The following is a 14150-nucleotide window of genomic DNA, read 5'->3' as shown; positions in this document are numbered from 1 at the left end:
AAAGTTGTCCGGGACACAGATCTCAACACAAAAATAAGCATCACATTCCAAACAAAATAAGTGGTGACCAAGCCACCGAGACCTCAGGAACAGCGAGTCAAATGGAATATTTTATACAACAGCTGATCAATGGCATCACATTGGGGTCGATCTACGGCCTGATCGCCATTGGTTACACCATGGTTTATGGCATCATCGGCATGATCAACTTTGCCCATGGTGACATCTTCATGGTCGGTGCCTTTATTGCACTGATTACCCTTCTGGCCATCACCGCCATGGGCGTCACCTTTCTGCCGATTGCGCTGCTGATCGTGCTGATTGTTTCGATGCTGATGACCTCGGTTTGGGGCTGGAGCGTCGAACGCCTTGCTTACCGCCCGTTGCGCGGTTCGTTCCGACTGGCTCCACTCATCACCGCGATCGGCATGTCCATTGTGCTTCAGAACTTCGTTCAGATCGTTCAGGGCGCGCGCGTCAAGCCGCTGCCGCCCCAGATCACCGGCGGGTTCCAGTTGATGGAAAAAGACGGGTTCGTTGTTCAGCTGTCCTACATGCAGATCCTGATCATCGTCACCACGGTCTGCCTGATGGCCGGCTTCACATTGCTGATCAACAAGACCTCTCTTGGCCGCGCCCAGCGCGCCTGTGAGCAGGATCAGAAGATGGCAGCACTGCTTGGCGTCAATGTCGACCGCACCATCTCGCTGACCTTCGTTATGGGGGCGGCTCTGGCATCGGTCGCGGGCATCATGTTCCTGCTTTACTATGGCGTGATCGACTTCTTCATTGGCTTCTTGGCCGGGGTGAAGGCCTTCACCGCAGCGGTTCTGGGCGGCATTGGCTCTTTGCCGGGCGCAATGCTTGGCGGCCTGTTGATCGGCCTGATCGAGACCTTCTGGTCCGGTTACTTCTCCGTTGAATACAAGGATGTGGCAGCCTTCTCGATCCTGGCAATCGTCCTGATCTTCCTGCCATCCGGCTTGCTCGGCAAGCCAGAAGTGGAGAAGGTCTGATATGTCTGCAGCACCTCAAAGCCGCATCCAGTCCGCATTGAAAGATGCAGGTCTGGCGGCACTCGTCACCCTTGCGCTGGCCTGTATCATGGTCGGCATGAAAACCGAGACTGTCCCCGGTGGCCTCGCCCTCAAAACCGAGTGGCCCCTGGTTGCCACCATGGTTGCGGTGGTGTTTGCTGGTCGCCTGCTGATGGGCCTGTTCATCTGGCAGGGCAACAATGCCATCGCCGATGCCACCAAATCCTTGATGCCGAAAACCGACACCCTGACCAAGATCGGAACCTTAATTGGTCCGGCATTGTTGGTCTTCGCCGTCACCCTGCCCTTCTATGGCAACCGCTATGCGATTGACCTTGGCATTCTGGTTCTGACCTACATCATGCTTGGTTGGGGTCTGAACATCGTGGTTGGCCTGGCTGGCCTGCTCGATCTGGGCTATGTCGCCTTCTATGCCGTGGGGGCCTATTCCTACGCCCTGCTGGCCCAGTATTTTGACCTCTCCTTCTGGATTTGTCTGCCACTGGCCGGCATTCTTGCCGCATTTTGGGGCATCATCCTCGGTTTCCCGGTGCTGCGTTTGCGCGGCGATTACCTCGCCATCGTAACCTTGGCATTTGGTGAGATCATTCGTGTCGTGCTGCTCAACTGGTATGAGTTTACCGGAGGTCCGGACGGCATTTCGCGTATTCCGCGTCCCAGCTTCTTTGGTCTGGAATTCACTCGCAAGAACGGCTTTGCCGATTTCTTCGGGCTGGATTATTCCTCGCTGCACCGGGTGATCTTCCTGTTCTATCTCATCCTTGCGCTGGCCTTGTTGACCAACTTCATCACCATGCGCCTGCGTCGCCTGCCGATTGGCCGTGCATGGGAAGCTTTGCGCGAAGACGAGATTGCCTGTCGCTCGCTTGGCATCAACACCACCAACACCAAACTGACTGCCTTCTCGCTGGGCGCCATGTTTGGCGGCTTTGCCGGTGCCTTCTTTGCAACCCGTCAGGGTTTCATCTCACCGGAAAGCTTCACCTTCATCGAGTCGGCAATCATCCTCGCCATTGTGGTTCTGGGTGGTCTGGGCAGCCAGTTGGGTGTCGTCATTGCCTCGATCTTCATGATCGGCGGCTTTGAGGTCTTCCGAGAACTGGAAGAGCTGCGCATGCTGGTCTTCGGCCTTCTGATGGTTGTCATCATGGTTTGGAAACCGCGTGGTCTGGTTTCCAGTCGTCAGCCATCCGTCTATTTGAAAGAAAAGAAAGCCGTATCCGGCGATCTCGTTGCGGAGGGTGAAGGATGAGAAGCTGGCAAGACAACCCAATCCTCACCGTTGAGCATCTCACGATGCGCTTCGGTGGTCTGGTGGCGATCAACGACCTGTCCTTCGAGGTCGGTCGCAAGGACATCACCGCCCTGATCGGCCCCAACGGCGCTGGCAAGACCACGGTCTTCAACTGCGTCACCGGCTTCTACAAGCCGACCGAAGGCTGCATCACCATGAACAGGGCCAATGGCGAGCAATTCCTGCTGGAGCGGATGCCCGACTTCCAGATTTCCCACCATGCCCGCGTGGCAAGGACCTTCCAGAATATCCGCCTGTTTGGCGGCATGACCGTTCTGGAAAATCTGATGATTGCCCAGCATAACAAACTGATGGTCGATTCCCTCTTCACCATTGGTGGCGTACTGGGACTGGGCTCCTTCCGCCGCTCGGAACAGGACTCGATCGAGAAGGCCAAAACTTGGCTCGAACGCATCGATCTGATTGACCGGGCCGACGATCCGGCAGCGGACCTGCCTTACGGCGACCAGCGTCGCCTCGAGATTGCCCGTGCCATGTGCACCAATCCCGAGCTGCTCTGCCTCGACGAGCCCGCAGCTGGTCTTAACCCAAAGGAAACGCTGGAACTCAATCAGCTGCTTCTGTCTATCCGCGAACTTGACGACACCGCAGTTCTGCTGATCGAGCATGACATGTCGATGGTGATGCAGATTTCCGATCACGTGGTCGTGCTTGATTATGGCGTCAAGATCTCTGATGGGGACGCACAGTTCGTGCAGAATGACCCGCATGTCATCGCCGCCTATCTCGGTGTGGATGACGATGAGGTCGAGATTGCCGAAGCGGAAGCCCATATTGCCCACCAAGAGGAGACAATCTCATGAGCGAGCCACTCCTCAGCCTCAGAGGGATCAAAACCTACTATGGCAAGATCATCGCCCTTCGCGGCATCGATATCGATGTCAATGAAGGGGAGATCGTGACCATCATCGGAGCCAACGGTGCCGGCAAGTCCACCACCATGATGACCGTCTGCGGCATCGCCAAGGCTCGTGAAGGCACCATCACCTATAATGGCGAAGACATCACCCGTCTGCCGACCCACGAAATCGCTCATCGCTCGATTGCCCAGTCCCCGGAAGGCCGCCGCATTTTTGGCCGCATGACGGTGATGGAAAATCTGCTGATGGGGGCTTCGGTCATCAATTATGCGCATATGGACGAAGATCTGCGTATGGTGTACGACCTCTTCCCGATCCTCGAGAAGCGGCAAAACCAGCGCGGCGGCACCCTGTCCGGTGGCGAACAGCAGATGCTGGCGATTGCCCGCGCCCTGATGTCCCGCCCAAAACTGCTGATGCTCGACGAACCATCCCTTGGTCTTGCACCGCTGGTCGTCAAGCAGATCTTCGAGGTCATCAAGGAACTGAATGAAAAACAGGGCCTGACCGTTTTCCTCGTTGAGCAGAATGCCTTTCACGCCCTTCGCCTTGCCCATCGTGGCTATGTCATGATCAACGGGCAAATCACCCTTTCGGGTGGCGGCCATGAATTGCTGGAAAATCCAGAAGTTCAGGCAGCCTACCTCGAAGGCGGCAGACACTGAGACCAAGGAGAAACACCATGTCTTTGCTCTGGGAAAATTCCTTCTTGGCCTTTTTCTTTCTCACCGTCCTAATCGGCGGTGGTGCAGCCTGGATGTCCGGTCGGGGGATTGCCCTGTCCTGGCGTCCGCCCTTTCAAATCGCGATTTATATGCTGCTGCTGGCGCTTGTCGTTCGCTTTCTGCATTTCTCGCTGTTCGAAGGCACCCTACTCTCGCTGCATTTCTACATTATCGACTTTGCAGTCCTGCTGGCCGCCTGCTGGCTTGGTTACCGCTACACGCGGACCAATCAGATGGTCAACCAGTATAACTGGCTGTATGAGAAGGTGAGCCCGCTCAGCTGGCGGGACAAGCAGGGCTAATCCCCTGTAACGAGGTTGGAAGCGACGGCTACCCGCCGCTTCTCCGTCTCGGAACAAGACCATATTCCAATGGTTTAGCTCTAAAGACGACAAAAAAGGGATTGAATATTCAAAAAAATTCAGCCCTAATTCGACAGACCGTAAGGTTCAATAAAAAAATCACACCAGAATATTGTGGTCGACGCGATCGCAATGGAACGCACAAACATCTCACGGGAGATTTTCATGAAAAAAGCACTTTTGGCAGGCGTCGCACTTGCAGGCTCTCTGGCTTTGTCCAGCGCAGCTTATGCCGACATCATTATTGCTACCGCTGGCCCAATGACCGGTCAGTATGCATCCTTCGGTCAGCAGATGAAAATCGGCGCTGAGCAGGCTGTTGCCGACATCAACGCTGCCGGTGGCATCAATGGCGAAAAGCTCGTTCTGGAAGTTGGCGATGACGCCTGCGACCCGAAACAGGCTGTTGCTGTTGCCAACCAGATGGCAGGCAAAGGCGTGGTCTTCATGGCTGGCCACTTCTGCTCCGGTTCTTCTATCCCGGCTTCCGCTGTTTATGCTGAAGAAGGCATCGTCCAGATTTCGCCTGCTTCCACCAACCCGAAATTCACCGACGAGCGTCCAAATCCGGATGGCGGCACCTACCGTGTTTGCGGTCGTGATGACCAGCAGGGCGAAGTGGCAGGCAAACTGCTGTTTGAAGAGTTTGGCGACAAGAACATTGCTGTCATCCACGACAAAACCGCTTACGGCAAAGGCCTGGCTGACCAGACCCTCGCCAACCTTGAGAAGCTCGGCGGCAAGTCTATGATGTATGAAGCCTACACTGCAGGCGAGAAAGACTATACCGCACTGGTTTCCAAACTGAAGCAGGCCAAAATCGACGCGCTTTATGTCGGCGGCTATCACACCGAAGCCGGCCTGATCGTGCGTCAGATGCGTGAGCAGGGCATGGACACCGTGCTGATCTCCGGTGACGCTCTGGTGACCGACGAATATTGGTCCATCACCGGTGACGCTGGCGAAGGCACCCTGATGACCTTCTCGCCGAACCCATCTGACAACCCGGAAGCCGCTCCTGTTGTAGAGAAATTCAAAGCCGCTGGCAAAACCACCGAAGGCTATGTTCTTTACACCTACGCAGCAATCCAGGCTTGGGCTGATGCCGTCACCGCAGCTGGCTCCACGGATTATGACGCCGTGAATGCCGAACTGAACAAAGGCGATTTCTCCACCGTTCTGGGCAACCTCTCCTTCGACGAAAAAGGCGACGTGACCCTGCCAGGCTATGTCTGGTACAAGTGGAGCAAAGGCAAATACGACTATAAATAATCGGTTGATCAGCCTTGCTGATATCCCGACTTTCTAGTTGATCGCCACGAAGGCTCCCGAACAGTGTGTTTCGGGGGCCTTTTCCGTCCCGACCCCATCGCTCTGAGGGCCACTTCCGACACGTCAGAGAGGCACCATGCTCGCCTATCTCGCTCTCGCATCCGCCATGATGCTGACCGGCATCAATGTGGCTCTGGGCAAACTCATCATCGTGGAAATGTCTCCCGCTTCCTTCGCAATGCTCCGCTTTGTGGTGGCAAGCCTGTGTCTTGTGCCTCTGGCCATGCGCGAACGCGAAGGCTGGCAAAGCCTCAGAAGCCTGTCGCCAAGAGCCTGGGGTGAAATCGGCCTGTTGTCATTGTTCGGTGTCGTCGGCTTCACCACCCTGATGCTGATCGGCATCCAATATACCTCGGCCATCAATGCTGGCATCATCGCCTCGGCCTTGCCTGCCATTATCGCCCTTCTCAGTTGGCTGATCCTCAAGGAAGTGATTTCACGCCAAAAGGCCCTGTCGGTGTCCCTCGCGGTCCTGGGGATCGCCTGCCTCAATCTGGCCAGCCCCCACGGCGCGCCTCCAGCCGGTCTGAACAACGCCTCTAACTGGTTATTCACCCTGATCGGCAACGCCTTTATTTTGGCGGGCGTCACCTCCGAGGCGGTCTTTGCCATCCTCACCCGCCGCTACGCTGCCCGCATTCCGCCATGGACCCTGACGATGATCGTCCATCTGTTGGCGATCCCGATCACCATTCCCATCCTATTCATGCAAGACGGCGGCTGGCATTTGCCCGATACTGATTGGCACTTCTGGTTGCTCAGCCTCTATTACATCCTGACGGCAAGCGTCTTGTCCTTCTATCTCTGGTGCATTGGCATCAAGACCATTCCTGCATCCACCAGCGCCCTATTCACGGCACTGGTGCCGGTCACGGCCATGCTAATCGCCGTCTTGGTTCTTGGCGAACACCTCTCTATTGTGCAAATCATGGGTCTGCTGGCCATCTTGACGTCCCTCGCCATCGGACTCAAACCCGCCCCAACCTCACTCCGGGACTGACGACATGCTCAATCTGATCACCGACATTGAAGGCATCCGGATCGGTCATGCCAGCGACAAGACGCTCAAATCCGGCACGACTGCCCTTCTCTGCGACTGGCCTATGGTGGCCTCCTGTGCAGTCATGGGCGGTGCACCGGGCACCCGCGACACCGATTTGCTGAGCCCCGATCAGACGGTTGAAGCCGTCGACGGCCTTGTTCTGTCCGGCGGGTCTGCCTTTGGTCTTGATGCCGCTGGCGGCGTACAGGGATGGCTCAGGCAACAGGGGCGCGGCTTTGCCATCGGACCGGTCAATGTGCCCATCGTGCCAGCCGCCATCCTGTTTGACCTGATCAATGGCGGCAACAAGGAATGGGGGCGTCAGAGCCCCTATTGGGACATGGGCTGGCAAGCGGCAGAAGCCGCCAGTGACCGGTCATTCGACATCGGAACAGCAGGCGCCGGCACCGGCGCGCTGACAGCGGGCCTTAAGGGTGGCTTGGGCTCGGCCTCCGATGAAGACCAGCATGGCATCCGGATCGCCGCTCTGGTGGCCGTCAACGCCCTTGGCCGGGCCACCATGGGGGACAGTCGCCATTTCTGGGCAGCGCCCTTTGAACAGGGCAATGAATTTGGTGGGTTGGGCCTGCCCCCACACCTGACACCGGACATGCAGGCCCCCTTCACCAAAATGGACGCCATGCAGACCGGACTCTCTCTGGAAGGCCTTGAGACAGACGATCTGGGCAAACCGGGCGGCAACACCACCATCGGCATCATCGCCACAGATGCAGCCCTGACCAAGGCCCAGGCCAAGCGCCTGGCCATCATGGCCCACGATGGTTTTGCCCGCGCGCTCTGGCCCTCCCACACCCCACTTGATGGCGACATGATCTTTGCCCTTTCCAACGGGCAAAAACCGCTTCCCGCCGCAGACGACGCCTTCATCAACTTGGGCGCCCGCGCAGCAGCTGTCATGGCCCGCGCAATCGCCCGCGGCGTCTATGCCGCCAAAAGTGCACAAGGGGATCTCTTTCCCAGCTGGCAAGACAAGCATGGATGATTCAGCCCGGACAGGCCTACGGGACAGCCACAAGCAACGCGCAGGCATGACCTAGACAAAGGGCCAACGAAAAAGAAAGAAAACGCCGTTTGAGATGCCTTTTCCCTGATTTTTTTCACAATCACGGGCAATTGGAATCATAAAATTCCGCTCAAGGGACAAGGTTTGTATATTTAAATATATACAAACCCCTAGATTCTTTGTAGCGTTCGAATGAAATCTTCCCAAGAGAGCGAAATATGGAAAAATTGACACTCGATTCTGGCGATATTCGGATACTCAAGGTTTTGCAAAATGATGCATCCTTGTCGATCGCCGAAATTGCCAAGCTTGCCGGAATGTCCCAGACCCCATGCTGGCGCAGAATCAAGAAGCTGAAAGAAACAGGCGTCCTCAAGCAAGTCACCGCAATCATTGATCGCGAGTCCGTCGGGTTGGGATTCGTGTCCTACGCCTTTGTCAAACTGACCGTGCCAAGCCGCAAGAATATGGAAGAGTTCGACAAGCTCGTCGCCGTGTGGCCCGAAGTCGTAACCTGCGAGCGCATCACCGGCGCGGTGGACTATCTGGTCAAGGTGATCACCGAAGACATCAAGGCCTATGACAACTTTCTCTGCTACAAGCTGCTGAATTCAGAACTCGTCTCGGATGTGCAGTCACGCATCGTGGTTGCGACCGTCAAGGAAACGGCATCGCTGCCGCTCAGTGAGTGACCCCACTCACTTGAAGCGTTTGCTGGAAAAGGCGTTGCGATCCAGACCACCTTCTCTTCCAAGCATGAGGTCAGCCATCATGCGACCGGTCGCCGGGCCGGTTGCAAAGCCCATATGGCCGTGTCCGAAATTGAAGTAGAGACCGTCATGCTTGTCCGCCTTTTCAACCAGCGGCAGGGAATCGGGAAAACAGGGCCGTGATCCCATCCAGGGTTCTTCATCCACCGGTTTGCCAAGCGGATACAAATGCCGCGCATGATCTGTTGCACGATAGATTTGCGACGGTGTCTTGCGGCTGTCCCGATGCGCAAATTCAATGCCCGAGGTCAACCGGATGCCGCGCTCGGTCGGGGTCATCAAAAATCCGACATCCTCATCCACGATAGGCCGGTTGAGCACCGCCCCGTCACGACTTTCAAAATGCTGGTGATAGCCGCGTTTGGCCGCCAGCGGAAAGTGATAGCCCATCGGTTTGACCAGATCGAGGCTCCATGGCCCCAAAGCCACCACCACCTTCGGCGCAGTCAGATCACCGGTCTCGCCTGTCACCCGCCAGACATCACCGGCCTGCCGTAGTGTCTGGGCGTCTCCGGTGTAGAAGTCCCCACCACGCTTGATGAACAGCTCCGCATAAGCCTTGGTCACGCGCTTGGGTGAGCCGACATTGACACAGCCCTTCCAGAAGATGCCGTGATCGTCATCGCCAAAATCGATATAAGGTTCCAGCGCCTCAAGACCGCTTCTGTCCACCACCTCATAATCGACGCCAAACTCGTCTGCATAGCCGCGCGCAGTCGCCGTACCGGCAAAGGTCTTGGCGCAGTGATACAGATGGATCCAGCCTGTATGGCGAAATTCGCTGGCTATGTCGGCTTCCTTGGCAAAATAGGCATGTTCATCAGCCGAGCATTGCCGCAGGGGCTGAACCCCACGCGCATAGCGATCGATGCCCGCCGGGTTTGACAGCAGCCACATCCGAAAGAGCCAGCTCGTCAGCCGCGGCATGAAGGTCGGATGGTAATGCATGTGGATCTTGCGATTGGAGGCGAATTTCAGCACTTCAAGCGGATTGCTGGGAATGGTCAGAGGCACCATTCCGTCCTGTTCGATGATCCCGGCATTGCCGTGCGAGGTTTCTTCCCCCGGTCCGCGCCGATCCACCAGCGCCACATTCAACCCGCTCTCCTGCAGATGCAGCGCGGTGCTGATGCCGACCATTCCGGCACCCAAAATGATCACGTCATGGTTTATGTGGCTCATGGCTTTTCTCCTAAAGCTGCGACTGCGCGGCTGGTGGTCTGTGCTCCACCGGGCATCCACCTCTTCCAGTCCGACCTCACAAGTGCCAATCCTGTTCATCAGACGACAAACGGATGAAATTCAGCTGAGTGTGTCACGGAGAAAGAAGCAGGTCCAGACAAAAATGTATCCAATATCCAAAATGAGAAACAAGCTATACATACGACAAAGCTTGCCTTCTATAATCGATCTCATTATATCATCACATAGATATCATTTAGGCAACATAAGCAACAAGGACAAGGCCTTCTCTTCTTGCTCAACCTTGCCCCATATGCTAGGCGCATGACCAACACTTCTCTTTGATGTCAGACAGACAGGACCGCAGGCCATGGCACGCCCCATTCAGATCGCCCCATCCATTCTCGCCTCCGATTTCGCCCGCTTTGGCGAAGAGGTCAAAGCCATCGACGAAGCAGGCTGCGACTGGGTCCATGTGGACGTCATGGATGGTCATTTCGTGCCAAACATCACCTTCGGCCCGCACGTGGTCAAGGCGATCCGCCCTTATACCGATAAGATCATTGACACCCATCTGATGATCGCCCCGTGCGACCCGTATCTGGAAGATTTCGCCGCCGCTGGCTCTGACCTGATCACCGTGCATGCGGAAGCTGGACCGCATCTGGACCGCTCACTGCAGGCCATCAAGGCGCTTGGCAAAAAAGCGGGTGTTTCGCTCAACCCGGCCACCCCTGAAAATGTCATCGAATATGTGCTCGACAAGGTCGACATGGTGCTCTTGATGAGTGTTAATCCCGGCTTTGGCGGCCAGTCTTTCATCCCATCTACCGTGGAGAAAACCGCCCGCGTCAAGGCCATGATCGGTGATCGTGACATCGACATCCAGATTGATGGTGGCATCACCACCGAGACCGCTCCACTGGTTGCAGCTGCCGGGGCGAACATCCTTGTCGCTGGCTCTGCTGTCTTCAAAGGCCAAGGCGTTGAAGGATATCGTGAAAATATCGCCCGCATCCGCGAAGCGGCTGAAAAGGCCCAGAACTGATTTTTGTTTCAGGATGGCCGATCATTGGTTCGGCCCGCCCTTCCCTCTCACTTGCTATAGACAGGCTCGCTCATGATCCCTCGTTATTCCCGCCCCGCAATGGTCGACATCTGGTCGCCTGAAACCAAGTTCCGCATCTGGTTCGAAATCGAAGCTCATGCCTGTGACGCTTTGGCCAAACTCGGTGTCATTCCCGAGTCTGCCGCCAAGACCATCTGGGAAAAAGGCGGCGCGGCCACCTTCGATATCGACCGGATCGACGAAATCGAGCGCGAAACCAAGCATGACGTCATTGCTTTTCTCACCCATCTGGCTGAAATCGTTGGCGATGATGCCCGGTTCGTCCATCAGGGCATGACTTCCTCCGACGTGCTCGACACCTGCTTCAACGTCCAGCTGACCCGCGCCGCAGACCTGCTGCTGGCTGACATCGACGCCTTGCTGGCCGCGCTCAAGCGCCGTGCCATGGAACATAAAGACACCGTCTGCATCGGCCGCTCCCATGGCATCCATGCCGAACCTGTGACCTTTGGCCTCAAGATGGCTGAAGCCTATGCCGAGTTTGACCGTTGCAAGACCCGCCTGCTGGCAGCCCGCGAAGAAATCGCCACCTGTGCCATTTCCGGTGCGGTCGGCACCTTCGCCAACATCGACCCGGCGGTTGAAGAGCATGTGGCCGACGCCATGGGCCTTCAGCCGGAGCCTGTGTCCACGCAGGTCATCCCACGCGACCGCCATGCGCAATTCTTCGCCACTTTGGGTGTCATTGCTTCCTCCATCGAGCGCGTCTCGACCGAGATCCGTCACCTGCAGCGCACCGAAGTGCTCGAAGCAGAGGAATTCTTCTCCAAGGGCCAAAAGGGCTCTTCGGCCATGCCGCATAAGCGCAATCCGATTCTGACGGAAAATCTCACCGGCCTTGCACGCATTGTGCGCTCTGCCGTAACGCCTGCTCTGGAAAATGTCGCCCTGTGGCATGAGCGTGATATTTCCCACTCCTCTGTCGAGCGGATGATTGGCCCAGATGCGACCGTGACGCTTGATTTCGCCTTGGTGCGCCTGACCGGTGTCATCGACAAGCTGCTGGTCTATCCCGAGCGCATGCTGGGCAACATGAACAGCCTTGGTGGTCTGGTCCACTCCCAGCGCATCCTGCTGGCGCTGACACAGGCAGGCTCGTCTCGCGAAGACGCCTATCGCCTTGTCCAGCGCAACGCCATGAAGGTCTGGGAAAGCTATCACATGGCAGGCAACGCCACCGTCGATTTCCTCACCGAGCTTCTTGCGGACGAAGATGTCCGCAAATATCTCTCGGAAGAGCAAATCAAGGATCGCTTCGACCTTGGCTACCACACCAAGAATGTCGACGTGATCTTCAAGCGCGTCTTTGGTGCCAGCGAATAAGCAATTCTTGCGTGAAGACGGGCCGGGATTTTTTCCGGCCTGCCCTCCCTTCCAGCTTGTTGCTTGACAGTGCGCGCCACATCTGGTGATGACGCAGGACCAAATCAAACCGGCAGGACCCGATCATGAAAATTTCCCAAACTGACATTCTGCTGATCCCCGGCTATGGCGACACTTTGCCAGGCCATTGGCTCATGCGCTGGCGCGACAAGATGCCGACCGCCCGTGAAGTCAAGCAGGACGACGTCCATAATCCATCCAAGGATGCGTGGATGACCAATCTGCTGGCCGAAATCGAGGCCTCCAGCCGCCCTGTGGTTCTGGTGGCCCATTCGCTCGGCTGCATTCTGGTGGCCCATGGCGCTGAAAGCCTGAAAGGCAAGATCGCCGGTGCCTATCTGGTCGCCCCGAGCGACTGGGACCGAGAAGGTCTGATCGATGGCTTTGACGGTGGCGACTTCGTGCCAATCCCGAAGAATCCCCTGCCCTTCCCGGCCCATGTGGTCGGCAGCCGCAACGATCCCTATTGCGATCATCAACGCTCGCAGGAAATGGCCAAAGATTGGGGGGCGCATTTTCAGGATGCAGGCGACGCAGGCCATATCACGCTGGAAAGCGGCCATGGCCCGTGGCCCGAAGGCATGATGTCCTTTGCCGGCTTTCTCAGCAAGCTGGACGGCTAGCGCCTTTACAACAAAAAAAGCCTGCCCCAATCCCATGGAGCAGGCTTTTTTGTAAGCGAACCGTGGCCGGTCATGCCGTCGCAGCAGGTCCCTTCTTGCCAATCGCGGCATCAATACGCTTGGCCACAAACCACGACACCGGCATGGCCAGAATGGCGCCAGCAGCCACAAAACCGATAAAGAACATCGGATCGAAGTCCAGCGTCCCGGACATGGTCAGCGGCACAAGCGCGAAAATTCCCGCCAGTGTCGGGGCAATGATGATGTAAAACAGCACAGTCAGTTTCAGCATGATAGTCTCTCCCAAGGAACTGGGTGCAACCGGTCCTACTCTCCCCGAATGGCAGTTGCACACGCCAAATTCATATATGCACGATGGGTGCATAATAACTTGCACGCGCTGATCTATATCAAAGCAACCTGCGACCTTTTGGTCGCTTCTGCGTCCGGATCCGGCTCAGTCTGAGGCCAGATCTGCCATGGTCTGCTCGATACCCTGTGCTAGGAACCCCGCTTCCGACCCGACAGCAATCAACTGGAAGCCATAGCTGGCAAACAGCTTGGCATAATGGGCGTTGGTTGCATAAATCCCACACAACTTGCCATGCGCCTTGGCGGCCGCAATCACTCTTTTGAGCGCAGTGACCGTTACCTCATGGTCGAAGTCCACTGCCTTGCCCTCCAGCAATGTCAGCGACAGATCCGCCGGTCCGACAAACACTCCGTCAATCCCGTCAGTCGCCAGAATATCCTCCAGATTATCGAGCGCCTCACGGGTTTCGATCATCGCCAAGGCAAAACAGCTGTCATTGCCGTCGACCACATAATCAAACAGATTGCTAAAGCCATAGGTCCGGCAGGCCTGAAATGGTCCATAAGAGCGTTCGCCCAGCGGGGTATATTTCACCGCCTTGACCAAAGCTTCGGCCTGTTCCTTGGTGTTGATCATTGGCGCGACGATGGCTTGTGCACCAAAATCGAGCGCCCGCGACGCGGTGGCAAAATCCCCGACCGGAATGCGAACAATCGGTGCTGTGCCACAATGGGCAATCGCCCCGGTCATTTCCTGCGCATCGGAAAAGCCGATAGCCCCATGCTGCATGTCAACCAGCACGGCAGGAAAGCCCCCTTGAGCAAGAATCTCGGCAGCCTGCCGGCTGGCCAGCACACACCAGCCAAAATAGAGTGGCTCGTCCTTGTTAACCGCCGCATCGACTGCGCGACGCATTAAGGTGTGATTGTCCGTCATGATGAGCCTCCCCGTAGGATATCCGGTTCACAGGGCTTTGTGAGACAGCAGAGCAATGCCATCCAACTGGCGCGGCTGCGCGACAACAAAAGCGGT

Annotated in this window: 15 protein-coding genes; 12 read left to right on the top strand and 3 right to left on the bottom strand. The window is 56.7% G+C overall.

Features of this window, described 5'->3' with window-relative positions:
* Positions 1-101: 101 nt before the first annotated feature.
* From FDK21_RS02830 to FDK21_RS02790, 9 genes are all read left to right on the top strand, one after another.
* Positions 102-1016, top strand: coding sequence for a branched-chain amino acid ABC transporter permease LivH (locus FDK21_RS02830; protein ID WP_114009276.1), 915 nt, complete (start codon positions 102-104; stop codon positions 1014-1016).
* A 1-nt stretch (position 1017) separates the two neighbouring features.
* Positions 1018-2310 (top strand): high-affinity branched-chain amino acid ABC transporter permease LivM, encoded by a 1293-nt coding sequence (gene livM / locus FDK21_RS02825; RefSeq protein WP_138147436.1) that lies wholly within the window; start codon positions 1018-1020, stop codon positions 2308-2310.
* Positions 2307-3176, top strand: coding sequence for an ABC transporter ATP-binding protein (locus FDK21_RS02820; protein WP_114009278.1), 870 nt, complete (start codon positions 2307-2309; stop codon positions 3174-3176). The genes livM and FDK21_RS02820 overlap by 4 nt, the downstream gene beginning before the upstream one ends.
* A complete protein-coding gene (locus tag FDK21_RS02815) occupies positions 3173-3898 on the top strand; it encodes an ABC transporter ATP-binding protein (RefSeq protein WP_114009279.1) in 726 nt (241 codons plus the stop codon). Before FDK21_RS02820 ends, FDK21_RS02815 begins: the two co-directional genes overlap by 4 nt.
* Positions 3899-3915: 17 nt before the next feature.
* A complete protein-coding gene (locus FDK21_RS02810) occupies positions 3916-4260 on the top strand; it encodes a DUF6867 family protein (protein ID WP_114009280.1) in 345 nt (114 codons plus the stop codon).
* Between the two features lie 225 nt (positions 4261-4485).
* Positions 4486-5592 carry a branched-chain amino acid ABC transporter substrate-binding protein gene (locus tag FDK21_RS02805; protein WP_114009692.1) on the top strand — a complete coding sequence of 369 codons (1107 nt, stop codon included), beginning with the start codon at positions 4486-4488 and terminating at the stop codon, positions 5590-5592.
* A 136-nt stretch (positions 5593-5728) separates the two neighbouring features.
* Positions 5729-6652, top strand: a complete 924-nt coding sequence (locus FDK21_RS02800) for a DMT family transporter (protein ID WP_114009281.1) — start codon at positions 5729-5731, stop codon at positions 6650-6652.
* 4 nt (positions 6653-6656) lie between these two features.
* Positions 6657-7697 carry a P1 family peptidase gene (locus tag FDK21_RS02795; RefSeq protein WP_138147435.1) on the top strand — a complete coding sequence of 347 codons (1041 nt, stop codon included), beginning with the start codon at positions 6657-6659 and terminating at the stop codon, positions 7695-7697.
* A 239-nt stretch (positions 7698-7936) separates the two neighbouring features.
* Positions 7937-8410, top strand: coding sequence for an Lrp/AsnC family transcriptional regulator (locus FDK21_RS02790; RefSeq protein WP_114009283.1), 474 nt, complete (start codon positions 7937-7939; stop codon positions 8408-8410).
* A gap of 6 nt (positions 8411-8416) precedes the next feature.
* On the opposite strand, the gene FDK21_RS02785 is transcribed toward FDK21_RS02790, so the two are convergent.
* Positions 8417-9670 carry an FAD-binding oxidoreductase gene (locus tag FDK21_RS02785; RefSeq protein ID WP_171021920.1) on the bottom strand — a complete coding sequence of 418 codons (1254 nt, stop codon included), beginning with the start codon at positions 9668-9670 and terminating at the stop codon, positions 8417-8419.
* Between the two features lie 370 nt (positions 9671-10040).
* Between FDK21_RS02785 and rpe the strand changes: the two genes are divergently transcribed.
* From rpe to FDK21_RS02770, 3 genes are all read left to right on the top strand, one after another.
* Positions 10041-10718: a ribulose-phosphate 3-epimerase gene (gene rpe / locus FDK21_RS02780; protein WP_138147433.1), complete on the top strand. Its 678-nt coding sequence runs from the start codon at positions 10041-10043 to the stop codon at positions 10716-10718.
* A gap of 72 nt (positions 10719-10790) precedes the next feature.
* Positions 10791-12122 (top strand): adenylosuccinate lyase, encoded by a 1332-nt coding sequence (gene purB / locus FDK21_RS02775; protein ID WP_114009286.1) that lies wholly within the window; start codon positions 10791-10793, stop codon positions 12120-12122.
* Between the two features lie 125 nt (positions 12123-12247).
* Complete coding sequence (locus tag FDK21_RS02770; protein ID WP_138147432.1) at positions 12248-12805, top strand: alpha/beta fold hydrolase; 558 nt, start codon at positions 12248-12250, stop codon at positions 12803-12805.
* 70 nt (positions 12806-12875) lie between these two features.
* On the opposite strand, the gene FDK21_RS02765 is transcribed toward FDK21_RS02770, so the two are convergent.
* Together FDK21_RS02765 and FDK21_RS02760 are read right to left on the bottom strand one after the other, a co-directional pair.
* Complete coding sequence (locus FDK21_RS02765) at positions 12876-13097, bottom strand: hypothetical protein (protein ID WP_114009288.1); 222 nt, start codon at positions 13095-13097, stop codon at positions 12876-12878.
* Between the two features lie 165 nt (positions 13098-13262).
* Entirely contained in the window at positions 13263-14054 is a 792-nt protein-coding gene (locus FDK21_RS02760) for an aldolase/citrate lyase family protein (RefSeq protein ID WP_114009289.1), read from the bottom strand.
* Positions 14055-14150 lie beyond the last annotated feature (96 nt).

It is taken from the genome of Cohaesibacter sp. CAU 1516, from assembly GCF_005771485.1.
Taxonomy (GTDB): Bacteria; Pseudomonadota; Alphaproteobacteria; order Rhizobiales; family Cohaesibacteraceae; genus Cohaesibacter; species Cohaesibacter intestini.
Note: the sequence above shows the minus strand (reverse complement) of the source record. Positions and strands in the feature narration are given on the sequence as shown.

Bases quoted from the DNA above. Each gene is read 5' to 3' on its own strand.
- FDK21_RS02830 (WP_114009276.1), top strand. From the start codon at position 102: ATGGAATATTTTATACAACAGCTGATCAATGGCATCACATTGGGGTCG.
- livM (WP_138147436.1), top strand. From the start codon at position 1,018: ATGTCTGCAGCACCTCAAAGCCGCATCCAGTCCGCATTGAAAGATGCA.
- FDK21_RS02820 (WP_114009278.1), top strand. From the start codon at position 2,307: ATGAGAAGCTGGCAAGACAACCCAATCCTCACCGTTGAGCATCTCACG.
- FDK21_RS02815 (WP_114009279.1), top strand. From the start codon at position 3,173: ATGAGCGAGCCACTCCTCAGCCTCAGAGGGATCAAAACCTACTATGGC.
- FDK21_RS02810 (WP_114009280.1), top strand. From the start codon at position 3,916: ATGTCTTTGCTCTGGGAAAATTCCTTCTTGGCCTTTTTCTTTCTCACC.
- FDK21_RS02805 (WP_114009692.1), top strand. From the start codon at position 4,486: ATGAAAAAAGCACTTTTGGCAGGCGTCGCACTTGCAGGCTCTCTGGCT.
- FDK21_RS02800 (WP_114009281.1), top strand. From the start codon at position 5,729: ATGCTCGCCTATCTCGCTCTCGCATCCGCCATGATGCTGACCGGCATC.
- FDK21_RS02795 (WP_138147435.1), top strand. From the start codon at position 6,657: ATGCTCAATCTGATCACCGACATTGAAGGCATCCGGATCGGTCATGCC.
- FDK21_RS02790 (WP_114009283.1), top strand. From the start codon at position 7,937: ATGGAAAAATTGACACTCGATTCTGGCGATATTCGGATACTCAAGGTT.
- FDK21_RS02785 (WP_171021920.1), bottom strand. From the start codon at position 9,670: ATGAGCCACATAAACCATGACGTGATCATTTTGGGTGCCGGAATGGTC.
- rpe (WP_138147433.1), top strand. From the start codon at position 10,041: ATGGCACGCCCCATTCAGATCGCCCCATCCATTCTCGCCTCCGATTTC.
- purB (WP_114009286.1), top strand. From the start codon at position 10,791: ATGATCCCTCGTTATTCCCGCCCCGCAATGGTCGACATCTGGTCGCCT.
- FDK21_RS02770 (WP_138147432.1), top strand. From the start codon at position 12,248: ATGAAAATTTCCCAAACTGACATTCTGCTGATCCCCGGCTATGGCGAC.
- FDK21_RS02765 (WP_114009288.1), bottom strand. From the start codon at position 13,097: ATGCTGAAACTGACTGTGCTGTTTTACATCATCATTGCCCCGACACTG.
- FDK21_RS02760 (WP_114009289.1), bottom strand. From the start codon at position 14,054: ATGACGGACAATCACACCTTAATGCGTCGCGCAGTCGATGCGGCGGTT.